The 23,689-nt window shown below is 41.1% G+C and carries 22 protein-coding genes and 1 tRNA gene; 13 read left to right on the top strand and 10 right to left on the bottom strand.

Features of this window, described 5'->3' with window-relative positions; translation table 11 throughout:
- The first annotated feature begins 16 nt into the window (after window positions 1-16).
- Window positions 17-634 (top strand): single-stranded DNA-binding protein, encoded by a 618-nt coding sequence (gene ssb, locus ACRCA4_RS10625; protein WP_433188050.1) that lies wholly within the window; start codon window positions 17-19, stop codon window positions 632-634.
- A 114-nt stretch (window positions 635-748) separates the two neighbouring features.
- Here ssb and ACRCA4_RS10630 read toward each other — a convergent pair whose 3' ends face one another.
- Complete coding sequence (locus tag ACRCA4_RS10630; protein WP_433188052.1) at window positions 749-2,191, bottom strand: alpha/beta fold hydrolase; 1,443 nt, start codon at window positions 2,189-2,191, stop codon at window positions 749-751.
- A 116-nt stretch (window positions 2,192-2,307) separates the two neighbouring features.
- Here ACRCA4_RS10630 and ACRCA4_RS10635 point away from each other — a divergent pair, with 116 nt between their 5' ends.
- The 7 genes from ACRCA4_RS10635 (at window position 2,308) to sbcC (ending at window position 10,190) form a co-directional block, all read left to right on the top strand.
- Window positions 2,308-2,679: a VOC family protein gene (locus ACRCA4_RS10635; RefSeq protein ID WP_433188055.1), complete on the top strand. Its 372-nt coding sequence runs from the start codon at window positions 2,308-2,310 to the stop codon at window positions 2,677-2,679.
- Between the two features lie 258 nt (window positions 2,680-2,937).
- On the top strand, window positions 2,938-3,114 hold the full coding sequence (locus tag ACRCA4_RS10640) for a DUF1328 domain-containing protein (protein WP_313907684.1): 177 nt from the start codon (window positions 2,938-2,940) through the stop codon (window positions 3,112-3,114).
- A 21-nt stretch (window positions 3,115-3,135) separates the two neighbouring features.
- Entirely contained in the window at window positions 3,136-3,330 is a 195-nt protein-coding gene (locus ACRCA4_RS10645; RefSeq protein ID WP_433188058.1) for a hypothetical protein, read from the top strand.
- Window positions 3,331-3,397: 67 nt separating this feature from the next.
- A complete protein-coding gene (locus ACRCA4_RS10650; RefSeq protein WP_433188061.1) occupies window positions 3,398-5,038 on the top strand; it encodes a diacylglycerol kinase family protein in 1,641 nt (546 codons plus the stop codon).
- 167 nt (window positions 5,039-5,205) lie between these two features.
- On the top strand, window positions 5,206-5,754 hold the full coding sequence (locus ACRCA4_RS10655; RefSeq protein WP_433188064.1) for a BON domain-containing protein: 549 nt from the start codon (window positions 5,206-5,208) through the stop codon (window positions 5,752-5,754).
- A 135-nt stretch (window positions 5,755-5,889) separates the two neighbouring features.
- A complete protein-coding gene (gene sbcD, locus ACRCA4_RS10660) occupies window positions 5,890-7,110 on the top strand; it encodes an exonuclease subunit SbcD (RefSeq protein ID WP_433188067.1) in 1,221 nt (406 codons plus the stop codon).
- Window positions 7,107-10,190, top strand: coding sequence for an exonuclease subunit SbcC (sbcC, locus tag ACRCA4_RS10665; RefSeq protein ID WP_433188070.1), 3,084 nt, complete (start codon window positions 7,107-7,109; stop codon window positions 10,188-10,190). The genes sbcD and sbcC overlap by 4 nt, the downstream gene beginning before the upstream one ends.
- A 58-nt stretch (window positions 10,191-10,248) precedes the next feature.
- Here the strand turns inward: sbcC and ACRCA4_RS10670 are convergent, their stop codons facing one another.
- Together ACRCA4_RS10670 and ACRCA4_RS10675 are read right to left on the bottom strand one after the other, a co-directional pair.
- Window positions 10,249-10,989, bottom strand: coding sequence for a DUF481 domain-containing protein (locus tag ACRCA4_RS10670; RefSeq protein WP_433188073.1), 741 nt, complete (start codon window positions 10,987-10,989; stop codon window positions 10,249-10,251).
- Window positions 10,989-11,816: a mechanosensitive ion channel domain-containing protein gene (locus tag ACRCA4_RS10675; protein ID WP_433188076.1), complete on the bottom strand. Its 828-nt coding sequence runs from the start codon at window positions 11,814-11,816 to the stop codon at window positions 10,989-10,991. Before ACRCA4_RS10675 ends, ACRCA4_RS10670 begins: the two co-directional genes overlap by 1 nt.
- A 162-nt stretch (window positions 11,817-11,978) precedes the next feature.
- On the opposite strand from ACRCA4_RS10675, the gene ACRCA4_RS10680 reads away from it, so the two are divergent.
- Together ACRCA4_RS10680 and ACRCA4_RS10685 are read left to right on the top strand one after the other, a co-directional pair.
- Window positions 11,979-12,054, top strand: a tRNA-His gene (locus tag ACRCA4_RS10680).
- Between the two features lie 67 nt (window positions 12,055-12,121).
- Window positions 12,122-12,670, top strand: a complete 549-nt coding sequence (locus ACRCA4_RS10685; protein WP_433188152.1) for a DUF1285 domain-containing protein — start codon at window positions 12,122-12,124, stop codon at window positions 12,668-12,670.
- An 84-nt stretch (window positions 12,671-12,754) separates the two neighbouring features.
- Here ACRCA4_RS10685 and ACRCA4_RS10690 read toward each other — a convergent pair whose 3' ends face one another.
- The gene (locus ACRCA4_RS10690) at window positions 12,755-13,057 is read right to left on the bottom strand and encodes a monooxygenase (RefSeq protein ID WP_433188079.1); all 303 of its coding nucleotides are present in this window, start codon (window positions 13,055-13,057) and stop codon (window positions 12,755-12,757) included.
- 21 nt (window positions 13,058-13,078) lie between these two features.
- Window positions 13,079-14,161: an endonuclease/exonuclease/phosphatase family protein gene (locus tag ACRCA4_RS10695; RefSeq protein ID WP_433188082.1), complete on the bottom strand. Its 1,083-nt coding sequence runs from the start codon at window positions 14,159-14,161 to the stop codon at window positions 13,079-13,081.
- 337 nt (window positions 14,162-14,498) lie between these two features.
- Here ACRCA4_RS10695 and ACRCA4_RS10700 point away from each other — a divergent pair, with 337 nt between their 5' ends.
- Window positions 14,499-15,782 (top strand): amidohydrolase family protein, encoded by a 1,284-nt coding sequence (locus ACRCA4_RS10700; RefSeq protein ID WP_433188085.1) that lies wholly within the window; start codon window positions 14,499-14,501, stop codon window positions 15,780-15,782.
- Window positions 15,783-15,809: 27 nt separating this feature from the next.
- On the opposite strand, the gene ACRCA4_RS10705 is transcribed toward ACRCA4_RS10700, so the two are convergent.
- The 4 genes from ACRCA4_RS10705 to ACRCA4_RS10720 form a co-directional block, all read right to left on the bottom strand.
- Window positions 15,810-16,280 (bottom strand): DUF2489 domain-containing protein, encoded by a 471-nt coding sequence (locus tag ACRCA4_RS10705; RefSeq protein WP_433188088.1) that lies wholly within the window; start codon window positions 16,278-16,280, stop codon window positions 15,810-15,812.
- Window positions 16,280-16,819 (bottom strand): Der GTPase-activating protein YihI, encoded by a 540-nt coding sequence (gene yihI, locus ACRCA4_RS10710; RefSeq protein WP_433188091.1) that lies wholly within the window; start codon window positions 16,817-16,819, stop codon window positions 16,280-16,282. The genes ACRCA4_RS10705 and yihI overlap by 1 nt, the downstream gene beginning before the upstream one ends.
- Window positions 16,820-16,872: 53 nt before the next feature.
- Window positions 16,873-17,520: a class I SAM-dependent methyltransferase gene (locus ACRCA4_RS10715; RefSeq protein ID WP_433188094.1), complete on the bottom strand. Its 648-nt coding sequence runs from the start codon at window positions 17,518-17,520 to the stop codon at window positions 16,873-16,875.
- Between the two features lie 590 nt (window positions 17,521-18,110).
- A complete protein-coding gene (locus ACRCA4_RS10720) occupies window positions 18,111-18,737 on the bottom strand; it encodes a c-type cytochrome (RefSeq protein ID WP_433188097.1) in 627 nt (208 codons plus the stop codon).
- A 182-nt stretch (window positions 18,738-18,919) separates the two neighbouring features.
- Between ACRCA4_RS10720 and yihA the strand changes: the two genes are divergently transcribed.
- A complete protein-coding gene (gene yihA / locus ACRCA4_RS10725; RefSeq protein ID WP_433188100.1) occupies window positions 18,920-19,552 on the top strand; it encodes a ribosome biogenesis GTP-binding protein YihA/YsxC in 633 nt (210 codons plus the stop codon).
- Between the two features lie 268 nt (window positions 19,553-19,820).
- Here the strand turns inward: yihA and polA are convergent, their stop codons facing one another.
- Complete coding sequence (gene polA, locus ACRCA4_RS10730) at window positions 19,821-22,583, bottom strand: DNA polymerase I (RefSeq protein ID WP_433188102.1); 2,763 nt, start codon at window positions 22,581-22,583, stop codon at window positions 19,821-19,823.
- Window positions 22,584-23,169: 586 nt separating this feature from the next.
- Here polA and ACRCA4_RS10735 point away from each other — a divergent pair.
- Entirely contained in the window at window positions 23,170-23,562 is a 393-nt protein-coding gene (locus tag ACRCA4_RS10735) for a c-type cytochrome (protein WP_433188105.1), read from the top strand.
- Window positions 23,563-23,689 lie beyond the last annotated feature (127 nt).

The following is a 23,689-nucleotide window of genomic DNA, read 5'->3' on the forward strand; positions in this document are numbered from 1 at the left end:
TTTTAGGAGAATGTAGATGGCGCGTGGAATAAATAAAGTTATTTTAATTGGTAACTTAGGCCAAGATCCCGAAGTGCGATATATGCCGCAAGGTGGTGCTGTAGCAAATTTAACGGTTGCCACATCAGAAAGCTGGACAGACAAAGCGACTAATGAGAAAAAAGAGCAAACAGAATGGCATCGTATTGTTATCTACAATCGTTTAGCTGAAATTGCTGGTGAATACTTACGCAAAGGTAGCAAGGTTTATATTGAAGGCAAATTAAAAACCCGCAAATGGCAAGATAAAGACGGCATTGAACGTTACACCACAGAAGTTATTGCTAACGAACTGCAAATGTTAGACGGCCGTGGTGATAACCAGCAGCAAGGCGGTATGGGCGGACAACAAGGTGGCTACCAAAGACCACAACAAGCTCCTCAGCAGCAACAAAGCAGCTACCAAAAGCCAAGCCAACCACAGCAGCAACAAGGTGGTTATCAGCAACAGCAAGGCGGTTACCAGCAGCCAGCGCAACAAGCTGCACCACAGCAAAGTTATCAAAAACCAGCACAGCAACAGGGTGGTTATCAGCAACCGGCTCAACAGCCAGTAGAGCCAAATATCGACTTTGATGATGATATCCCGTTCTAAACAAGAACAGCTTTGAATCCTTAGAATATAAAACTTTAAAACCCTGCTTTGCAGGGTTTTGTTTTTTTAGCTGGTTTATTGGTGTTAGCTGTGTCAGTAATGCTGGCTTAAAACTTATTGTAAATTTACGCGGTTACCTAACGAGTAGCCATGTAAAATTTGCTGTTGTGGGCTTTTAATTTCGCTTACAGAAAAATATAAGGCGCTGTCGTTATTAAGTTTTATGGTCTGCTCTGTAGCATACAGGTTAAGGCCGGCAGCATCTATTTTACTATTGTCGCTATATAAGGCGATTAAGCCATGTAAGTCGGCATTAGTGATAGTAACAGCGCTATTTAGCAGCGTTAAGGCGGTGGCATCACTGTTAATAGTAATATCTTGCATACTTACAATAGCGTTTTCTATATAGATTGATTCTGCAGTAAGTTGTTCAAGTCGCACATAGCGGCAGCCAATAATGCGTATCTGTTGATAGTGGCCGCTATATTTTTTGTCTGTTTGGTTATGGCAGTTGAGATCTTGCTTGCTAGCTATAAATTCCGGTAAAGCTGTTTGCTCTGCTGGTTGCTGCAATGCCTGTTGAAATACGACAAGTAGCTGTTGTGGTGCATCGGCCATAGGCACATGGCCGGAGTTTTTAATGACATGCAATTGAGCGTTAGGCATGCGGAGCGCTAAAACTTGGCCCGTACGTAGTGGCGCAATTCTGTCTTGCTCGCCCCATATAATATGGGTTGGCACCTTAACTTGGCTAATGGCCGCGGTGAAGTCTTCGTAAATTAAGCCCAAAGCGGCATTTAAATTGGTTCTATCGCGATATAAATAGCGTTGGGCTATTGGTAGGTTTAACAGTAACTGGGCCGGATCAGGCAGATGGTCTAACCCTGTTAGCACTTTAGAGGTTAAGCGTTCTGTAAAACGATTAAACTTGCCTAACACACTAGCAAACACGCCTTTTGCTGGGCCAAGTTGCTCCATCCATTGGTAAGATTCAGGCATTTTTGCTAAATGTTTGACAAAAACAGTACGCTGCAGCACCCCTGCTGTATCTAACATAATCAGCTTGCTTACCTGCTGTGGATAATCTGCGGCGAAGCGTAAGCTAATGGCTGCGCCCATGGAATGGCCGGCTACAATAACTGGCTTATCGCTAAACTGCTTTATAACCCAATGCACTAGCTCGGCATAGCGAGATGGAGATAACTGCTCGATAGTTTTATCTGATAAGCCAAAACCAGGTAAATCGATACTGATGACATGATAATCAGATTCAAATTGTTTAATAACCGGCAGCCAATCTAGCATGCCGTTTTCACCTAAGCCGTGGATTAAAAACAAGATAGGCGCAGTGTTGTTCCCAGCTTGTACTAGGCTGATGTTACCATTATAAAGCGGCTCTTTTAACACAGTACGCTGCCAGTGTTGAGGTAATTCAACTGGATTTGGCATAGTTGTTGTCGTGTCTGCACTGAGGTTAAAACTGGTTAAAGAAAAATGAAAAACTAAGGTTATCAGCAAAAGTTTCTTGCCAAGCAGAGGCAGGGTATTAGTCAGCATTGAAAAATAGTTACTTAATAAAATAGGATGATTATCTTAGCATTTTTTTGTTTTAACAGAACATAGCAAGCCTAGTTGCTGCTATGCTAATTATTCACAAATTAAGGAAAGTAAAGATGATTAGTTATGTAACTTTAGGTGTTAGTGATTTAACCAAAGCAAAAACGTTTTACAGCCAGTTATTTTACGATCTAGGCGCTAAAGTTTTAGTGGATATGGGCCGGATCTGTTTTATTGGTAAAGACATGAAACAGCCTATGTTGGCCGTGTGTGTGCCTTTTAACCAAGAACCCGCTCAGCCTGGAAACGGTAACATGGTGTCTTTTTCTCCTGGCAGTAAAGAAGCGGTAGACGCCTTATATAAAAAAGCGATTGAATTAGGGGCAACTTGCGATGGCGCACCAGGCCAACGTATTCCAGATGTATTTTATGGCGCTTATGTAAAAGATGTTGATGGTAATAAGCTTTGTTTTAGTCACTTTGGTTAAAACTCTATCCCATAGTGTTACGGTAATTAATAATATGTGTTTAGCTGTAAAATGATATGAAGATACTATGAAACTGTTACCGATCACCTTGTAAACTTTTCTTTGATAATTATAAAGATACGAAGCATACACTCAAATGGCTGATTATAACTTACTGATTTTTAATGGTTTGATGTATTTATTATTGTTGGCATAAAGTTAGCTTAAGTTTAACTAACACATCATCAGCGCAGTTTAGACTGCACTAAGGAGCTTGTTATGTTAGGTTGGGCATTAACTTTTCTTGTAATAGCGATTATTGCAGCTGTATTAGGTTTTGGTGGTATTGCTGGCGCAGCAGCCGGTATTGCTAAAATAATCTTTTTTGTTTTTATCGTTTTATTGGTTATTTCATTAGTTTTCGGTGCACTACGTGGCCGTAAACCACCATTATAAAAATAATATAGGAGTATAAGTATGAATTTATCAACGCTTTTATCACGCAGTTTATTGGTTGCCTCTTTAGCTTTTACCGTTGCCGCTTGTAGTGACAATGACGCAGAAACAGCAGGTGAAAAAATAGATGAAGTTGTTACCGATGTAGGTAATAAAGTTGAAGACGTTTGTGAAGACGTGAAAGAAGAAGCGAAAGCTAAAGATACTGATTGCTAATATACATTTTAAACTAAGCTAAAAGGCAGCAGGTTTTTGCTGCCTTTTTTATTTGGACTAATTTAGTATGATATTTGCACTTTATTATATTCTCGCCGCCCTGATATTTTTTATTATCGCCTTTATTTCCCCGCACTGGATGCTACAGCTGTTATTCGGCTGGATAAGTTTATCGTTATTCATAGTAAGCAGTGCTTATTGGTTAAATAGCGCCTCTATATTTCGCAAACGCAGTAATGGCAGCTTGCCTTGGTACAGTCGTTGGTTATTTATTCCTTTCTTTTTGTTCGCGCGCGTTTATAACTTTTTAGCTAGGCATTATGACAAGGTGCCACCAATACAACGAATTACCAATAAAGTTTATTTGGGGGCTCGGTTAACTGAAGATGATATTCCTCAGTTAAATGCTGAAGGAATTAATGCCGTATTAGATGTAACCGCTGAGTTTGCCGCATTAGATTGGGCAACAAGTGACGAAAATATTCAGTATTTAAATATCCCTATTTTGGATCATGCCATTCCAAGTGATGATCAGCTTAGCCAGGCTGTGCGCTGGATGCATGCTCAACAGGCGGCGCAAAAAAAGATTCTAGTGCATTGTGCTTTAGGTCGCGGTCGTTCTGTTTTGGTGTTAGCCGCTTATTTACTTAGCCAGCAGACTAGTCGCTCAGCTGAGCAAGCATTAGCTTTAATTAAAGCGGTTCGGATAACGGCTAGGTTGAATAGACGTCAGCTTAAAGCATTAAAAAACTTTGCCACACACCAGCAAGGCAATAGTCATGTTAAAGCCTGTTTAATTGCTAATCCGGTTTCTGGTGGTGGTAAGTGGCAACAAGAAGAGCAGCAAATTATTGAACTGTTGTCACCTTATATGACGCTAACTGTGCAGACAACAAGCCCCGAAGTTTCGGCACAACAGCTAGCTAAACAGGCAAAAGATCAGGGAGCAAATTTAATAATAGCCTGCGGTGGGGATGGCACGGTGAGTGAGGTAGCCGCCGAGCTGGTTAATACTGATATTCGCTTAGGCATAATTCCTCTTGGTACAACCAATGCGTTAAGCCATGCTTTGTGGGGCATTAGTGCTAAATTAATGCCTGTTCGATCAGCCTGCATCAATATTATTGAAGGTCAAAGCCAAGCTATTGATACCGCTTTATGTAATCAACGTTTAGTCTTGTTATTAGCTGGAATTGGCTTTGCTCAACAAATGATAGCCTCAGCGGATCGAGAGCGTAAAAATCAGCTAGGCCAGTTAGCCTATTTAGACGGTTTATGGCGAGCAGTACAGTTAAGTGATGTTCAGCAGTTAGAGGTGCAGTTTGATAACCAGCCGGTGCAGCGTATTGAAACCTGCAGTTTAATTGTGGCTAATGCCGCGCCTGCTACAACAGTGTTGGCACAGGGAAAAGGGATGCCCAATATTAACGATGGCCAATTAGATGTTACTTGGATAAAAAATACGGCAGATAATCAAAGCTCTATTACCAGTTTAGCTGAATTAGCTTTTATGGGTATTACCCAGATTAAACTAGATAATAGTGTGCAGCATTGTTTAGCTAAACGGGTACAAGTTACAGCTGATAAAGACATTAATTACGTTATTGATGGCGAGCTATTCCAAGCTGAAAGCTTAGATATTCAAATTATGCCAGCATCACTCTATGTTATGTTGCCAGCAAGCAGCTTAGCTAAGGTAAGTGAATAAACAGCTTACACAGAACAGTGAAATTTTTACCGATTAGTCAGTAATAATGTAAATATAAAAATTAACATAAAATGAACAATAAAGGTTAACTGCAGTTAAAACAATAGGTTAAAAGTTGGCATCGAACTGGCATAGTTAATAACGTCTCACAAAATAGGAGTGACATAATGAAACGTACAACTTTAGCCGTAATGATGACATTTGCTTTAGCTGCAACTTCAGCCAACGTAGCTGCTAACGATTGGAAAGACGCGTCAAAAGATGCGTGGATTGATGGTAAAGCTGAAACGACATTATTATTAAACGGAAATTTAAACTCATTCTCTATCGATACTGATGTAAAAAATGGTGTAGTTACCCTAACAGGTAAAGTAGAAAGCGAGGTTGATAAGGCCTTAGCCGAAGAGCTTATTGAAAACCTTGATGGCGTTGAAAGCGTTGATAATAAGCTAATGGTAGAGCACTCAGATAAAAAGCGTGACCACGATAAAGACGGTAATGCTTTAAAAGATGCCAAAATTACTACTGTCGTTAAAACACGGTTATTATTTGAGTCTGAAGTCAGTGGTACCTCAATTAATGTTGATACCAAAAATGGCACTGTTACCTTAAAAGGTGAAGTTGACTCATCAGCAGAGAAAGACTTAGCAATGGCTATTGCTAAAAACACCAAAGATGTAAAAGACGTAGTTAATAAATTAAGAGTTAATAAGTAATACTTAATTGTAGACTATAAAAGCCAGTCATTTGACTGGTTTTTTTTTACTAAAATTCCGCATTAGTTAAGTAATCTAGCCCTATGACAAGCTATCCGTTATGCTAGCGCTAGGCTTATTAAGAGATAAATTTTAATGCGAATTTTGCATACGTCTGATTGGCACTTAGGCCAGCATTTTATTGGTAAAAGCCGTGCGGTTGAGCATCAAGCCTTTTTAACTTGGTTAGTACAGCAAGTTGTCGCGCTAAACATTGATGCCATTATTGTTGCTGGTGATATTTTTGATACGGCTACCCCACCTAGCTATGCCCGTGAGCTATATAACCAGTTTATTGTCCAGCTACAGCCAACCGGCTGCCAGTTAATTTTATTAGCCGGTAATCATGACTCTGTGGCGGTATTAGCAGAAAGCAAAGACTTATTAGCTTGCTTAAATGTGCAAGTGATCCCAAGCGTTACCGATGATATTGCCCAGCAACTTTGTCTGCTAAATAATCAGCAACAGCAGCCAGCAGCATTAGTGGCAGCCATTCCGTTTATTCGGGCCAGAGATGTATTACAAAGCCAAGCTGGTCAAACCGAGCGCGATAAACAACTAAGCTTACAACAAGCCATAGCCGGGCATTATCAACAGCTGTTTAGCCAAGCCGAGCAATATAATCTTGAACATAAGCTAGCGCTGCCAATAGTGATGACAGGCCACTTAACCACTTTAGGCGTTAGCTTAACCGAGTCGGTACGCGATATTTATATCGGCACGTTAGAGGCTTTTGCCGCCGATCAATTCCCTAAGGCTGATTATATTGCTTTAGGCCATATCCACCAGGCACAACAAGTTAAAGGTGCAACCGATATTCGTTATAGCGGCTCACCTATACCACTTAGTTTTGATGAGGCTAAGCAGCAAAAACAGTTATGGTTGCTAGAGTTTAATGGTAAAGAAAAGCAAGTAACCTCAGTGCCTATTCCCTGTTTTCAGCCGTTACTTAGCATTAAAACCGATTTAGTCTCGTTAGAAAGCAAGCTAACTTCAGCCTTAGCCGATTTAGCTGCCGATCAGCGGCTTTGGCTGGAAATTGTGATAACCGAAACCGATGCTTATTTAACTGATTTACAGCAACGAGTTGAAGCGCTGTGTGCAGATTTACCGGTTGAACTCTTACGCTTGCGACGTCAACGTGCCCTTGCTACTGCAGGCTTAGCCCAGCAAGGCCAGCAAAGTTTAGCCGAGCTGACACCAGCAGATGTTTGGCAAGCTAGGCTAGCTCAAGAGCAACTAACCGATGAGCAAAAGCAGCAATTAACTCAATTACACCAGCAAGTCTTAGCTGCGGTTGAGCAGGGGGAAGCATGAAAATTCTCTCGGTAAGATTACAAAATTTAAATTCATTACGAGGCGAGTGGTGTATCGATTTTCGCTTAGCGCCTTTTAATCAAGCTAATCTATTTGCCATTGTTGGCCCAACCGGTGCCGGTAAAACCACCATTTTAGATGCAATCTGCCTAGCCTTGTATCATCAAACGCCGCGCTTAAAAACGTCACCTACTAGTAATGAAGTTATGACCCGTCACACCAGCGAATGCTTAGCTGAAGTTGAATTTGAAGTGGCGAATATTGGCTATCGCGCTTTTTGGAGTCAACGTCGCGCTAGGGGGAAAAGTGATGGTAACTTACAAGCTGCTAAAGTAGAGCTGGCGCGCTTAGATGGCACTATATTGGCAGAAAAAATTAATGATAAACAACGCTTAATAGCAGAAATTACCGGCTTAGACTTTGGTCGCTTTACTAAATCTATGTTGTTAGCCCAAGGTGGCTTCGCGGCGTTTTTAAATGCCGAAGCCAACGAGCGCGCTGAGTTATTAGAAGAGCTAACCGGTACCGATATTTATGCCCGTATTTCAGCCCAAGTGTTTGCCGATTGTCGTGAGAAAAAACAACAGCAAGAGTTATTACAAGCTAAATTGTCAGCGGTAGAGCTATTAACGCCAGAGCAACAGGCTGAGCTTAATAGTCAGTTGCAACAAATTAGTGCTGATATTCATGACCAGCAAACAGAGCTAAAGCAATTACGTCAGCAACAGCAATGGCGACAACAGGTAGCACAGGCAACAACAGCGTTACAACAGGCAGAGCAAGAAGCAAAACAAGCCGAAATTAACTTAGCATTACAGCAACCGCAATTAGCCAAGTTAGCAGCTTATCAACCCGCGCATAAACTCGCACCGGTATATCAGGCTTTGCAGCATAGTCAGCAGCAGTTGCAACAACAGCAGCAAGGATTGCAACGGTTAAGCAAAGAAGTGGTCAGCGCTAAGCAGCAGCAAGCCACTTATTTGTGGCAAGGCTGGCAAAGAGTGCAGCAGCAACTTGTGCAAGCTCAACAGCAACAACAGCAGCGCCAGCAACAGCAGACTAAGCTTAAGCAACAATTAGCTGTCTGGCTGCCAGCTTTACAGCAGCAAACCGCGCTAGAGCAGCAGCTACATAGCCAACTAGAACAATTACAGCAACAAGGTTCAAGGTCGCAGTTACAGGCGAGTTATCATCAGCAGCAAGCTCAGTTACAGCTGCTACAAAAGCTGCAGCAGCAATTAACTTTGCAGCAAAAATATCAACAACAGCAGCAACAATTACAGCAGCAGCTTAAAAATGAAGAGCAAAAAAGGCAGCAGTTAGCTCAAAATTTAACGCAGTTACGGCAGCGCTATAGTGAATTGGCGCAACAAGTTAAAGATAAGCGTTTACTGCTACAACAGCAGCAGTTAATTTTGCAGTTGTCTGATCATCGAGCGCAGTTAAAGCAGGGGCAGCCTTGCCCGCTTTGTGGCGCCACTGAGCACCCTGCCATTGCTGACTATCAGCAGTTAGATAGTTCAGCAACCGAGCAGCAACTAGCCCAAGTGGAAAATGAACAAGCTGCCTTACAAAAGCAAGGCGAGCAAACCAATGCCGAACATGCTGCGTTAAAAGCAGCAATAGGACAATTAGAAAAACAAGATCAGCAATTAAGCCAAGATCTTCAGCAGTTAGATAGCGAAATGCAAACCGTTAAGGCTGAGCTTGGACGTTTAACATTAACAACAGCATTAGTACCTGCATTAATCGCAGAGCTAGCAGAAAAAGCGACAACAGACTTAACGACAGAGCATATTGCTGCAGCAATTAGCGAGCAAGAGCAACAGCAGCAGCAATGCCAACAGCAGCTAGCGCAATTAGAGCAATTACAACAGCAATGGCAAGACAATAAAACGGCTTTAACCAAGCAACAACAACAGTGTAGTGATGCTCAATATCAGTTGCAGTTGTTAGCCAATCAAATTCAGCAAGCTGAGCAAGAGTTAGCGCGGTTACAGCCGCAAGCAGATAATTGGCAGCAGCAGTGGCAACAGTTAGAGTTAGCTGCGCCAGGCTCAGCTGTGGCAAAAGAGGTGTTAGCTGAGCCTTTAAGTAGTATTGAGTCTACACTGCAGCAAGCGCAGCAGCACGGCCATGTATTACAAGGCCAGCATCAAGCATTGCAGCAAAGCTTAAAACAAACAGAGGCTCAGTTGCAGCAACAACAACAGCAATGGCAAACAGCCTTAGCACAAAGTGTTTTTTCTGATGAAGCGGCCTTTAAAGCCGCATTATTAAGCGATGATCAAGTGCAACAACTAGCGCAGCTAGAAAAAGACTTAAACCAAGCCAGCATTAGTAGCCAGCGTTTATTGTTAGATAGACAGCAGCAATTACACCAGTTAAAACAGGCAAATTTAACCGATTTAGAGTTAAACTCAATATCAAGACTAGTGCAGCAAGCCGAGCAAAAGTTGGAAGCTTTAAACCAGCAGCGTGGTGAAATAGCGCAGCAACTAAATGCTGAGAAAAAGCGCCGCGAGCAACAGCAGCAATTAATAGCTGATATTAAAGCGGGTCAGCAACAATATGAATTATGGCAGCGTTTAAATAGCTTAATAGGCTCGGCCGATGGCGCACGTTATCGCCGTTTTGCTCAAAGCTTAACCTTAGCCCAGCTTATATTATTAGCGAATAGGCAGCTGGGGCTATTGCATAACCGTTATCAATTAGCGGCACATGAAACCGCTGAGTTAGAGCTAGTTGTGCTAGATACTTGGCAAGCTGATAGCGCAAGGGATACCAAAACCTTGTCGGGCGGCGAGAGCTTTTTAGTCAGCTTAGCCTTGGCGTTAGGTTTGTCTGATTTAGTCAGTAGCAATACCCGCATTGATTCACTGTTTTTAGATGAAGGTTTTGGTACCTTAGATGCCGATACCTTAGATAGCGCCTTAACGGCCTTAGATAACCTAAATGCCAGCGGTAAAATGGTGGGTATTATTAGCCATGTTGAAGCGTTAAAGCAGCGTATTCCGGTGCAGATTAAAGTAGAAAAACAGCAAGGGTTAGGCTTTAGTAAGATTAGTATTGAGCAATAGTGGTGAAGCAAAGAATAAAAAAGGCCGCAGGCGGCCTTTTTGTTTTATTAGCAAACGACTAGAACGAATAAACTAAGGTTAAGGTCGTTTGCGTATCGGTCGATTTTTTATTAACCGGCACAGCTGAGTCATTCTGGACTAAAAACGCAGCTTTCATTTGTAATGAGCCGTTTATTTTTGCTGTAAGCGATGTTTCAGCAATAGTACGTGTATTGTCTTCACCGTATTCAACGCTTAGGGTTTGCGCAAACGTTGCCGACTCACTTAAGGTCCACTTAAAACTTGCGGCACCGCGAACAATTAAGCCGTTCTCAGTTTCGCCAGTAGAGCGCTCACCAGTAAAGTAACCCGGACCAATTTCTGCGTCTAAATGCATATCTTCACTGTTATATAAGCGGGTGCCGTAACCGATAGCTAAAGTAGTATACTTAGTATAAGAACCAAATTTGTCGTCAGTATAAGAGCCAAACATAAACAGCTTTTCAAACTCGTCATCAAGTTTATAAGCTGCCTTTGCTGAAATTAAGTAACGTTCTGCTGAGCGTTCAGTTACTTTTTCACCGTTTTCATCAGTTTTTTCGTCTTCTTTAAAAAAAGCACTGAAAATATACTGGTTACTCCAGTTTTCTAGCTCTTGCTTAGCATCAATTTTACCTGTTATCGAGGTACCAACAGTGTTACCTGTGGTAGTGATTGCGCCAAGCTCTGCTGAGGTTGTCCATACTTTATCAGTATCTTCAGCATAAACGTTTACGCTAGCAACGGCAAAAGCCGCTGCTAATAAAGACAATTTTCTCATTACTTCTCCTGAGAGTCTTTTTTGATGTGAACATCCATTTGTGGGAAAGGAATGCCAATGCCATTGTCATCAAAAGTGAGTTTAATTTTTTCTAAGGTATCCCAGTAAACACCCCAATAATCAGCGGCATTGACCCAAGGGCGAACATGGATATTAACTGATGAGTCAGCTAAGGCTGCAACAGCAATAACAGGCTTAGGTGTCGGTAAAATACGATCATCAGCGCTTAGAATGTCTTCAAGAATTTTCTTCGCTTGACGTAAATCAGCGTCGTAAGCAATACCAATTAATAAATCAACACGGCGTGTAGGCTCTGATGAGTAGTTAGTAATAGCGCCGCCAGTAATTTTAGCATTAGGTACTATAACGCGTTTATTATCTGGAGTTGTCATTAAGGTTTGGAAGATTTCAATTTTATCAACCGTACCTGAAACACCGCCAGCGTCAATGTAATCGCCCGATTTAAATGGACGGAATAAAATGATTAAAATACCAGAGGCAAAGTTTGCTAGTGAACCTTGTAACGCTAAACCAATGGCTAAGCCAGCAGCACCTAAAATGGCAATAAACGAGGTAGTTTCAACACCAATTTGTGACAATGCCATTAGCACTATTGCAATTAAAATAACGGCATAAACAATACTAGCGATAAAAGAAACCACAGCTTTATCGACAGAGCGTGCCAATAAGGTACGTTCTAATAGACGTTTTACAACTTTCGCTACAATGCGACCAACATAAAAGATAATAATAGCCGCAATAAATTGGACTAAATAGCCAAACATTACTTCATTATTTTCTTGAAAAAACTTAGTAATTTCTTCCATAGCGTTCTCCATAAGCGAACTAATATAATAAAATCAACGGGATTTTAGCATACCAGTTAAAAAAACAGCAATTATTACTGGGTATCTTAATCAATTGGCTTATTAAGTGGTAAAAAAGCTTGGTGTTAACGCTAAAATTAGCTAAGATAGCGGCCATCTGCGGTGACTGTAGCTCAGTTGGTAGAGCCCCGGATTGTGATTCCGGTTGTCGTGGGTTCGATCCCCATCAGTCACCCCATTTTTCTGTTCCTGCCTAGATCTGCTAAGCTTAGCTGCATTATTATAATCAAGAAGACTGATTTGTGATGGATTTAACGGCTTTGCAGCAGCAATTGCAACAACCTAATTTAGCCCCTGTAGAACAATGGCAGCCAAGCTTTTGTGGTGATATTCCGCTGTATATCGATGGTCAAGGCCAATGGTTTTATAATGATAGCTTGATCCAGCGCCCTGCTATGGTCAAACTCTTTGCTTCAGTTCTATTGTGTCAAGATGGTGAATACTTTTTACAAACTCCTGTAGAAAAAATGCGGATTAGCGTAGCCGACGCTCCTTTTATTATTACAGATTGGCAATGGCTAACGAGTGATAATTTGCCAGTGTTAGCTTTAACGACCAACATAGGCGATAAGCTTCTTGTTAGCCCTGAACACCCTATCTGGTTAGGGTTAGCTGCTGAGCAAGATTGGCTTCCTTATGTGCAAATGTGGCGGGGATTAAGCGCTAAACTGAATAGAAATGTTTACTACCAACTAGCCGAGCAAGTTAGCGCCGTTTATTGTAATGGCCAAATGCACTATCAACTGAAAAGTGCCGGTTACCCCTACACCTTTGCTATAACAGCTATTGATTAATTTAGTAAGCAGGGCTTTTGGATGTTCGTTATAGTTGTTAACCGGCACAGTGCTTTCTAATCCAATAAAGTCTTTTTTCTTCGGTTAAATTGGCGCTTTAGTTATTTTAGATAAATCAGAGTTTACATCATAAATGCGGGCTCTAACTTCCGTTACACCAAGTTGTTTTAATCGTGCTGTATGTTTGTCTAGATAAGCTTGTGCACTTTGTTTGTCTGCGAATAAGTAAATACCGCCAGCTTCTTGGCCGCTTTTACTTTCTGTCCATATTTTCCAAATAAAACCAGGCTCTTCGGTAATAGATAATGCTAGTTCATTTAACGCTTGTGTCATCTCGTCACCGAAAGGGCCAGTAAATGGAAAGTCTATCTGTAGTAGTTTTTGCATGGTAACACCTTTTAATTGGGCTTATTTTCCTGGTTCAGGTACTGACTTTTTATTTACGCCTTGTTGTTGAGTGATCTCTGTCGCTAAATCTTTGTCTTCCTTATCTGGGGTTAAGCCATTCTGCTCAGCGCCGTGACTTGGTGTATAAGACAAGGTGGTCATTAATGCAAAATGATCTGAGCCTATAGATGGTAGTCGCTGTATTTGGTTGAGCGTAAAGTGCTGGCTATGAAATAAATGATCCAATGGCCAGCGCAAAAAAGGATAACTCGCATGGAAGGTATTAAACATTCCTCGACCTACACGAGGGTCTAGTAGGCCACTTAACTTGCGGAATAAGCGGGTAGTGCGAGACCATGCTACGTCGTTTAAATCTCCGGTTATAATTGTGGCTTGCTGTGTATCTGCAATGCTGCGCGCCACGATAATTAGCTCGGCATCACGCTCAATAGATTGTTCATTTTCAGTTGGGCTAGGTGGTGCTGGGTGCAAAAAGTGCATTCGTATTTTGTTACCACACTTTAAGGTCAGTAGTGCATGCATTGAAGGTACATTATCTTCTACTAAATAGGCGATCTCGCTATCAGTTAAGGCTAAGCGAGAGTAAACATGCATACCATAAAGGTTATCTAGCGGGCACTTTATAGTGAAAGGCATATCTTTCTCTAAGCAATCTAGCTGCTGTTGCCACCATAAATCTGACTCTAAGGTAACGAGAACATCGGGTTTATGCTGCCTAACTAACTGAATAAGGCTAGCGGCATTGCGATTTGTTGTTAACACATTAGCTGTAATAATAGTGAGCTGGCGCTCTGGATTAGTATTTTCACTTGATAATACTTCATAAGGCCATAAGGGGGTGTAAGGCAGGATCCACCATAGTTGCCACAGTAAACAGAGCAATACACCAGAGGCTAACAACCAGTGCTGCCAAGCTGTAAAGTTAAAGAAATAAAGCTGACTTAATAATATAGCACTGGCTAAGACGGCCAGTTGCAGTCGAGGAAAATCTAGGCCGCGAATGGTCCAGTGAGCGTTTTTCCACAGCGGTAGCACAGTGGCTAAAATAATAATTAAGGTGAAAACTAATAAAGCTAAAGACATCTGTTGTACCTAGCTGCAGCGTGTATTCGCCGTTATTCTGAAAGTCTCATAATTCGCTGAAGACATAAAGCTGAGAGTTAAGCTCTGGCTCGTTATGTTTATGCTTAATTAAATCAAATTTTTTTATTTTTCAATCTACTATAAATTAGTGATAAGACCAAGCAACTAAGCACAAACAACTAAGCACAAACAACTAAGCTAAACATAAACAGCTTAACCTAAAAGCACCTTAAGCTGCTGCTAGTCGGTAATAAAAGTTTACCTATCGCAATAATATTGTTGAATTAGTCTAAGCTGTTATTACTAAGTAATCTAACTGATTTAATGAGTATACAGTATGAAAAAAACAACTTTAGCATTATTAGTGCTGTCATTAGGTGTTAGTCAATACGCATCTGCGGCAACCTTAATTTATGCCGGAAAATTGATTACGGCCGAAAATAACAAAGTACAGAGCAAGCAGACTGTGGTAGTAGAGCAGGATAAAATTATAGCGATTGAGTCGGGCTATAAAGAACCAACAGAAGCAGACCAAGTGATCGACTTACGTGCTCATACTGTTATGCCGGGTTTAATGGATATGCATACCCACTTTTATACTCAGTTTAGCCCTACGGTTTATTCAGAAAGTTTTACCATGAACGAAGCAGACTTAGCCTTAAGAGCGGCAACCTATGCCGAAAAAACCTTAATGGCGGGGTTTACAACGGTTCGAGAATTAGGTGATAACCATCAGATTAGTGTGGCTTTAAAAAAAGCCATTGCTAAAGGCTATGTTAAAGGGCCTCGTATCTATGCAGCGGGCAAAACGATTGCGACTACCGGCGGCCATGCTGATCCGACAAATGGCATTGCCTTTAGATTGATGCAAGATCCTGGCCCTAAAGAAGGCGTTATTAATGGCGTTGATGATGCACGTAAAGCAGTGCGACAACGCTATAAAGAAGGCTCAGACCTAATAAAAATTACCGCAACAGGTGGTGTGTTAAGTGTTGCTAAAAGTGGCACTAATGCCCAATTCACCGATGAAGAACTTGAGGCTATTGTAAGTACCGCAAAAGACTATGGCTTTAAGGTTGCTGTACATGCCCACGGTAAGGATGGCATGGTGCGAGCAATTAAGGCCGGTGTTGCGTCTATAGAGCATGGTACTTATATGGACCAAGAAACCATGGCATTAATGCGTAAGCATGGCACCTATTTTGTACCGACAATTATTGCCGGTAAATGGGCTGAAGAAAAATCACATATTGATGGTTTTTTCCCTGAGATTGTGCGGCCTAAAGCTGCGACAATCGGTGGCTTAATACAAAATACTTTTGCTAATGCTTATAAGGCAGGGGTAAAAATTGCTTTTGGTACTGACGCTGGTGTATTTGAGCATGGCAATAATTGGCGTGAATTTATTTATATGACTGAAGCCGGTATGCCTGCTTTAGAGGCAATTCAAAGCGCCACAATAGAAGGTGCTCGTTTACTTGGCGTTGAGCAGCAGCTTGGTAGTATAACGGTCGGTAAAATTGCCGATATAATTGCTGTTCCTGGCGATCCTTTGCAAGATATACAGCAAATGGGCAAAGTTAGTTTTGTGATGAAGGCTGGCGAAATCGTTCGCCAGTGAATCAGGAGTATTAGTCTTTCAGCCAGACTATTCTGGCTGAAAGCGATTAAGTAAAGCGGCAGTATCTTGTAAAATTGTCGACTTTAGATCTTGCTCTGCTTTTAGACGAACACTATCTTGTTGCTTAGTTAGTGCTTTATCTTGTTTATTTCTCGCTTCATGGGTTGGCATATCTTTTACTACGAGATACATCTGATATAAACCAGGATAGCTGGTATTTGGATCAGGCGTTCGCTCAGGAACAAGGTGATCTAATAATACCCATAACCTTAAGGCGCCCTCAGATAGCTCGCACTGGCCTTCTAGCATCGCTTTACAAATAAGCACTATGCTGTCAGTTAAATACTTTTTACGCTCAGTGGTTTTGTGCTCTTGTTGCTGGGCAATTTTTTGCTTCTGTTGCTGTAACTGCCATATTAGTTTGCCGGCATAAAAAGCTAAGGCTGCAACTATAATGGCGCCTAAAGTAATTAATATTATGGCTGTTGTGCTAAGCATTAGTCGTCATCACCTAATAAATCTTTACGCCAGTCTTTTTGTGCAAAAGTACTTAACGCATCTTCAGGCTCATCTTCTTCTTGATCTAAACCTAGCTCTGTTAGTAATTCCGCTAAGCGTTTAGTCTTAGCATTAAAATACTTGGCATCTTTACCGGTTAAAATTTCATCTTGCTCAACTTTTTCTAATAGCTGCTGTAAATAGCTATCATTTTCAATTTCGGCAAGTTCTACCTCAGGCGCTAATGGAATCGGCTTAGCTTTGGTTAAACTTGCGCGAGGTTGTAATTGCTCTTTAGTTTCGGCTTCTGCTACTGGATGCAAAGGAATCGGCGTCTTGCTACCTAAGCGTTTATCTTTATTTGCTTGATTTGAGCTATCAGCTTTGCTGCTAACAAGGCTATTTCGGTTGCCAGACTTTAAGCCAGCTCCCTTTTTTTTCGTTTGCTCTTTAGGCTGGCGTGTTTTACGTGCATCTTCAGCAGCTAAGTGACGTAAACCATTGGAAACGGCTGAGCGAGTTTTTTTCTGACGCGTCATGTTGAATACCTACAAAAAAGGGCGCACATTTTAACCAATTTTAGTTATAAAGACTAATCCTTTGTGCGTTGCATGATCACAACATCATTTGTGGGAAAATGCAATTTATAGCCGTCGCGATCTGCTAAAAAGCGAAAAGTTTGCTCTGAGAAAAAGCTAACGTGGGTAGGGTCAGTTTTATAATGCCAATTTTGGAACGCTTCCAGGCAGGTATAACGTTTAGTCATAATGGCAAGCACTCCCTTTGGTTTAAGCAAGTCTTGCCATTTTTGCCATTCGATAGCCGGTTGAATAAAATGTTCAATAGCTTCACTGCAAGTAATAAAGTCATATTGCTGGCTTAGCACTTTATCATCAGCAGCAAAGAAGGGATCCCAAATGGCCATAGTGTGGCCTTGTTGTTGTAACATTTTAGCTAATAAGGGCCCTGGTCCACAGCCATAATCTAAACCTGACAACGCGGGTGTGGCTAAATGTTGCTGTAAAGGCTGGGCTAAGCGTTGTAAAAACTGGCGATAGCCTAAGTCGTTTAAATCATTATTATGTAATTGATATTGTTTAAGCTCATCTTGTGCTGATAACAGCGCATTCCGATCAGCAAAAACTAAGGTACAGTTTTGGCATTGCCAATAGGCGCGTAATTTATCTTGGCAAAAGAAACGGGTGTTTGACTGACACAGTGGGCAGTGTTGGTTTGGCATGGTGGCAACAGGCTTGACTAGTTTTATTAAAAGAAAAAAGGCGATAAGTTTACCTATCGCCCCTGGATTTTTTTGTGTCTATAGACACGATATTTTCGCTGTCGTCATCCTGACACTCGGTAATCACCTTGTCAGCTCTAGTTCCGTGTTTTTATTATTATCTTCCATGAAAAAGTTTTTATTATTGATGATCTTCCTAATACTTTATTATTCATCCTTGCGCGTGAAGCACGCGGCACATCGTCCCGATGTGTTAAACTGAAGGTACGGCTCTTTAAAACACGTACTGTCCCTTCCCTGCGCCAAATCCTTGTTATTATTTGTCACTAAATGTAACCGCTATTAATTTACGCACTTTAATAAATATGGCAAGTGATTAGTACAAAAAAAGTTCAATATATAAATAAAATATATTTTTTATTTATATTAAACAATGGGTTAAATGATTTTATTGGTTTGATCTATCTCGTTGTAGCGCTGATATTTGGTAATGTCTTACATAATTTGTAAGATATCTCTTACATTTTACTGCGGTGAACCTACAAAAAAACCGGTTAAATGAACCGGTTTTTTTAACAAGTGTAATTTTCTTAGTGCAAACCACCTAAATATTGAGAAAGTAACTCAATATCTGCGTCGGTTAATTTTTTAGCTATATCTCGCATCATACCATTTGGATCATTAGCACGTTTGCCGTCGCGAAACTCTGTTAGGGTTGTTTTTAAGTAAGTTGCATTTTGAAATGCAATCTTTGGAAAGTTAGCTAAACCGCTGCCATTTCCTCTTGGACCATGACAGGCAATGCAAGCTGCGATACCACGTTCAGCGTCGCCGCCTCGGTACAGTTTTTCGCCAGCTGAAATAACATTTTCAGGCGTGCTGCCTGGCTTCATTTTTTGTGAAGAGTAATAGGCCGCTAGATCTTTCATATCTTGGTCTGAAAGGCCTGCAACCATACCAAACATAATGGCATTATCACGACCTTGCTTACCGCCGGTTTCCATGCCTAATTTAAATTCTTTAAGTTGCTTATATAAATAGGAGGCATGTTGGCCTGCTATTTTTGGATACATATCAACCTGGCTATTGCCATCTGTACCATGACAAGCAACACAAGTTGTTGATTTTGCTTTGCCTGCTTCAGCATTGCCGTCGAAAGCGTGCGCTGTGCCGATAAGACCAAACACTAGCGTCAATGGAAATAGAAGTTTTTTCATGTTTTATCCGTCTCTGTCCGCAGTAAAAGTGCCAGCATACTGGCATTGAGGAGTAATAACCTTAATATTGCAGTCTATTTTACACGATTTAACAGAAAGTAAAATGGCATATAGCATGCAAAAGCTTCTGCCGATCTAGTAGATCCGTTACAATAGCTATAAATAAATAGCCGGAGTAGGCCGTGTACAAGTCAAATATACATTATCAAAGCGCAACTTTCTTAACTAGCGCACCTGATATCAAGGCGTTACCTGCTGACCAAGGTATTGAAGTTGCCTTTGCGGGGCGTTCAAATGCAGGTAAGTCTAGTGCGTTAAATACTTTAACGCGACAAAATAGTTTAGCCAGAACCAGTAAAACACCAGGTAGAACCCAACTAATCAATACTTTTAGCTTAGATGCTGAACGTAGATTAATAGATTTGCCAGGTTATGGTTTTGCTAAAGTGCCATTAGCGGTAAAACAAAAATGGCAAAAATCTTTGGCTGAATATTTACAAAAACGACAAAGCTTAAAAGGCTTAGTGGTATTAATGGATATTCGCCACCCGATGAAAGATCTTGATCAAGATTTAATCTCATGGGCTGTTGCCAGTGACTTACCTGTTTTAGTGTTATTAACTAAGGCAGATAAATTAGCCTCAGGCGCAAGAAAAAAAGCCTTGATGCAGGTTCGAGAAGCTTCTTTAGCTTTTATGGGTGATGTGACTGTGCATGTATTTAGTTCTCTAAATAAGCTGGGGTTACCTGAATTAGAGCAAGTATTAGATAACTGGTATCAAGCAGAACCGTTGCCGGATATTGGCGCGGAATAAAAGAAAAAAACCGACACTTGAGGGTGTCGGTCATAGCGAATGGGGGAGAAGCTATAATGTTAAATCAACAGGGTGTCTAAAAGACAACGCCATTATACAGCAGCAATTGCAAAATTAAAGCATTTGCTCTAAATTGTGTTATTTATTCCAGCGTTCTTGCTGGCTAACTCGCGTTAATAGAGTAAAAGCTAGCCTTCATAGTAGATTTTATCTATTGAAGGCTAAACTTTTTGTGCCATTTCTAGCGTTAATCGCGCTTTTCAAATGATTAATGTGCCTGATCCCAGTTGTCACCATGGCCTGCTTCTGCTAGTAAAGGAACATCTAGCTTCGCTGCAGTCGCCATTAAATCAACTAACTTTTGTTTAACTTGCTCCACTTTATCGCTATCGACTTCAAACACTAACTCATCGTGTACTTGCATTATCATGGTTACGCTATCGTCGTTTTGTTGTTGTAGCCAGTTATCAACAATAATCATGGCTTTTTTAATTATATCTGCTGCCGTGCCCTGCATAGGCGCATTAATAGCGGCACGTTCAGCTGCTTTTTTACGAGCCATATTTTTAGCGCTAATTTCTGGTAAGTATAAGCGGCGACCAAAAATAGTTTCCACGTAACCCTGCTCATGTGCCTGTTTACGGGTGCGATCCATATACTCTAATACACCAGGGAAGCGGTCAAAGTAACGATCCACATAATGCTGAGCTTCAGCACGGCTAACGCCCAGCTGCTTAGCTAAGCCAAAAGCAGACATGCCATAAATTAAACCAAAGTTGACCGCTTTAGCACTGCGCCGCTGATCTGAAGTCACTTGCTCTAAACTGACGGCAAACACTTCAGCTGCAGTAGCGCGGTGAATATCGCGCCCCTGGGCAAAAGCTTCTAATAAGGCTTTATCTTGTGATAAATGCGCCATAATGCGTAACTCAATTTGTGAGTAGTCGACGGCGACAATTTGCTTATTTTTAGGCGCAATAAAGGCTTGGCGGATCCTACGGCCTTCTTCGGTGCGAATTGGAATATTTTGTAAATTAGGATCGGTTGAACTTAATCTTCCTGTTGCGGTTACCGCTTGATGGTAAGAAGTATGAACCCGGCCCGTTAATGAATGCTGCATTTTTGGCAGTTTATCGGTATAGGTTGATTTTAACTTACTTAAACCGCGATGCTCGGTGATGAGTTTGGGAAATTCGTATTCTAAGGCTAATTCGGCTAATACTTCTTCGGCTGTTGAAGGCGCTCCCGTTGGCGTTTTCTTTAAAACAGGTAATTCCATTTTTGTAAAAAGAATTTCTTGTAGTTGTTTAGGTGAGGCTAAATTAAAGGTGCTGCCAGCTTGTTGGTAAGCTTCTTGTTCCAGCTCAGCAAGGCGATCAGCTATTTGCTTGCTTTGTGCTTGCAATAGTTTGGCATCAATTAAAACGCCATGGCGCTCCATACGTGATAAAACGTCTACTAACGGCATTTCAATTTGCTGCAAGACTTCAACTAGTTTTGGCTGCTCTTGCAGTTGAGGCCATAAGGCAAAATGCAACTGTAATGTGATATCGGCATCTTCAGCGGCATAAACAGCAGCTTTTTCTAATTCTATTTGATTAAAGGTTAATTGCTTAGCACCCTTGCCGGCAATTTCTTCAAAGCTAACGGTCTTTTTACCAAGGTGCTTTAAGGCGAGGCTATCCATATCATGGCGACCTGCGACAGAGTTGAGTACATAAGACTCCAACATAGTGTCAAACTTAATGCCTTTAAGTTGAATATTGTATTTGGCTAGCACACTTTGGTCGTATTTTAAGTTTTGACCTACTTTGGCATAGTCGTCACTTTCTAACCAAAAGCTTAATTGTTGTAATACCCAGTCACGATCTAACTGCTTGGGTGCGCCGACATAATCGTGGCTCACGGGCACATACCATGCCTTATCCACACTAACGGCAACAGAGAGTCCAACTAAGTCGGCTTGCATATAATCTAAGCTAGTGGTTTCAGTGTCAAAAGCGGTTAGTTCGCTTTTGCGTAAAGCCTCTAGCATAACGGCAAAGTCAGCTTCGCTAACAACAGTGGTGTAATCGGTTGCATTCGAATCGCTGCTATTGGCTTCATCAGCTGAAGATGCTGGAGTAGCTTGTTCTGCAGCAGTTTCATCGCTACTCAGTACTTCTTTTAACCAACGATTAAACTCACATTCTTGATATAGAGCAGTTAAGGCAGCTGTATCCGCTGGCGCAATCACTAAGTCATCTAAAGTGACATCGAGCTCTACATCAAGCTTTATGGTGGCTAAGCGACGGGATAGCTCAAGCTGCTCTTGATACTCTTCAAATTTGGCTTTCATGGTTTTAGCGCCACGGAAACCTAAGCTGGCCACTTGATCTAATTGTTGATAAATCGCCTCTATTGACCCCATACCTTGTAATAAGGCGACCGCTGTTTTTTCTCCCACGCCCGGTAAGCCAGGAATATTGTCAGACTTATCACCCATTAAGGCTAAATAATCGATTATTTGCTCTGGTTTAACACCAAACTTCTCTAGTACGGTATCAGGCTGCAAGATAGTGTTGGTCATCGTGTTGATAAGAGTGACATGTTGATTAACTAATTGCGCCATATCTTTATCACCGGTAGAAATAAGCATATCTCTACCTACTGCACTGGCTTTGCGAGCTAAGGTACCAATCACATCATCGGCTTCAACACCGCTAATACTAATTAATGGTAAGCCCATGGCTTTAATTATTTTATGTAATGGTTCAATTTGGCTACGCAAGTCGTCAGGCATAGCAATACGGTTCGCCTTGTATTCACTGTACATTTCATTGCGAAAAGTAGGACCTTTAGCGTCAAATACGACAGCCATTTGCTTAGGATTATATTGCCGTAATAAGCTTTTTAGCATATTAACAACACCATAAATGGCGCCAGTTGCTTCACCACGTGAATTGGTTAAATGTGGCGGTGAATGGTAAGCACGAAATAAATAAGAAGAGCCATCAACTAAAATAAGTGGGCTGTCTGCGTTGCTAGTCATGAAATTACACATCCTGCAGAAATAAAGCTATAGCATGCCACAGCAGGGCTAAGGCTGCCAGTTTGCCAAGTGAATTAACTGAAGTATAAGCTGTGGATAACTTTGTGCAAAACCTAAGGGTACTTTCAGTAAACAAAGTGTTCACAGTCGAGGTTGGCTGTATAAGTTATTGATTTTGTTGGTATTTATTCTTTGTTTGGGACTGTTTTGCTAAGCGTTGATAAAAAGAGACTTTGTGGAAAACAGTTTTGGTTACAAAATTATAGGCTAATTTATAACAGTTATAATTTATGCAGCTAGCCAAATAGGTTAGCACAAAAATAGTGAAAGCCAACTAAAATAGCATAAATTTTTTAATTTAATATTAGCGCGGTAAAAGTGACTTTTGGCAAAATCCATATATTGCGCTAACTGCAGTTAATCATTTAAAAAAAATCTGCTATCATAATTGCGATCAAAATTATCAGTAGCTATACAACTTTTCGCAGCTAACTGCCGATAGCGAACGTTTTAAGCTTCCACTTTTTATGGCTAGGAGGCTATAATGCGACAAATTTATATGGCCTTCACGACGGGATTATAGACAATGAAAAAACTGACCATGGCTATTGCCTTGCTATTAGTGACGCTAGGTGTCAATGCTAGCTCAGAATCAGATAAAGCGGATATAGCCAAACGTATAGCGCCAATAGGGCAAGTTTATGTTGCTGGTGCCGTTGTAGCCTCTGCGGATGCATCAGGCCCGCGTAGTGGTGAAAAAGTATATCAAACTTCTTGTTTTGCTTGTCACGGTACGGGTGCCTTAGATGCACCTAAAAAAGGTGACCCAGCTTGGAAGCCACGGTTAGAGCAAGGTTTTGATATCTTATTAAAGCATGCTGTTGAAGGTATCCGTAATATGCCAGCTAAAGGTACTTGTGCTGACTGTTCAGAAGACGAATTAGCCGCTGCAATTAAGTTTATGACCGAAGGCGTTTAATCAAGAATCTTTCCGGCAATAAAAAAAACCGCGTTGATATCGCGGTTTTTTTTCGCCATTTGTTTATATAACAAACAAAAATGTTAATAACACTTCCCTATACCAAAGAAACGATGCATAATTAAAC

Origin of the sequence: Rheinheimera sp. WS51 (assembly GCF_050936095.1) — a bacterium.
In the GTDB taxonomy this organism is placed as follows: Bacteria; Pseudomonadota; Gammaproteobacteria; order Enterobacterales; family Alteromonadaceae; genus Alishewanella.

Coding starts and splice junctions, on each gene's coding strand:
- sbcD (WP_433188067.1), top strand. CDS start 5,890: ATGCGAATTTTGCATACGTCTGATTGGCACTTAGGCCAGCATTTTATT.
- ssb (WP_433188050.1), top strand. CDS start 17: ATGGCGCGTGGAATAAATAAAGTTATTTTAATTGGTAACTTAGGCCAA.
- ACRCA4_RS10650 (WP_433188061.1), top strand. CDS start 3,398: ATGATATTTGCACTTTATTATATTCTCGCCGCCCTGATATTTTTTATT.
- ACRCA4_RS10655 (WP_433188064.1), top strand. CDS start 5,206: ATGAAACGTACAACTTTAGCCGTAATGATGACATTTGCTTTAGCTGCA.
- polA (WP_433188102.1), bottom strand. CDS start 22,583: ATGACTAGCAACGCAGACAGCCCACTTATTTTAGTTGATGGCTCTTCT.
- ACRCA4_RS10715 (WP_433188094.1), bottom strand. CDS start 17,520: ATGCCAAACCAACACTGCCCACTGTGTCAGTCAAACACCCGTTTCTTT.
- ACRCA4_RS10700 (WP_433188085.1), top strand. CDS start 14,499: ATGAAAAAAACAACTTTAGCATTATTAGTGCTGTCATTAGGTGTTAGT.
- sbcC (WP_433188070.1), top strand. CDS start 7,107: ATGAAAATTCTCTCGGTAAGATTACAAAATTTAAATTCATTACGAGGC.
- ACRCA4_RS10720 (WP_433188097.1), bottom strand. CDS start 18,737: ATGAAAAAACTTCTATTTCCATTGACGCTAGTGTTTGGTCTTATCGGC.
- yihI (WP_433188091.1), bottom strand. CDS start 16,819: ATGACGCGTCAGAAAAAAACTCGCTCAGCCGTTTCCAATGGTTTACGT.
- ACRCA4_RS10695 (WP_433188082.1), bottom strand. CDS start 14,161: ATGTCTTTAGCTTTATTAGTTTTCACCTTAATTATTATTTTAGCCACT.
- ACRCA4_RS10690 (WP_433188079.1), bottom strand. CDS start 13,057: ATGCAAAAACTACTACAGATAGACTTTCCATTTACTGGCCCTTTCGGT.
- ACRCA4_RS10675 (WP_433188076.1), bottom strand. CDS start 11,816: ATGGAAGAAATTACTAAGTTTTTTCAAGAAAATAATGAAGTAATGTTT.
- ACRCA4_RS10645 (WP_433188058.1), top strand. CDS start 3,136: ATGAATTTATCAACGCTTTTATCACGCAGTTTATTGGTTGCCTCTTTA.
- ACRCA4_RS10670 (WP_433188073.1), bottom strand. CDS start 10,989: ATGAGAAAATTGTCTTTATTAGCAGCGGCTTTTGCCGTTGCTAGCGTA.
- ACRCA4_RS10640 (WP_313907684.1), top strand. CDS start 2,938: ATGTTAGGTTGGGCATTAACTTTTCTTGTAATAGCGATTATTGCAGCT.
- ACRCA4_RS10705 (WP_433188088.1), bottom strand. CDS start 16,280: ATGCTTAGCACAACAGCCATAATATTAATTACTTTAGGCGCCATTATA.
- ACRCA4_RS10685 (WP_433188152.1), top strand. CDS start 12,122: ATGGATTTAACGGCTTTGCAGCAGCAATTGCAACAACCTAATTTAGCC.
- ACRCA4_RS10635 (WP_433188055.1), top strand. CDS start 2,308: ATGATTAGTTATGTAACTTTAGGTGTTAGTGATTTAACCAAAGCAAAA.
- ACRCA4_RS10630 (WP_433188052.1), bottom strand. CDS start 2,191: ATGCTGACTAATACCCTGCCTCTGCTTGGCAAGAAACTTTTGCTGATA.
- ACRCA4_RS10735 (WP_433188105.1), top strand. CDS start 23,170: ATGAAAAAACTGACCATGGCTATTGCCTTGCTATTAGTGACGCTAGGT.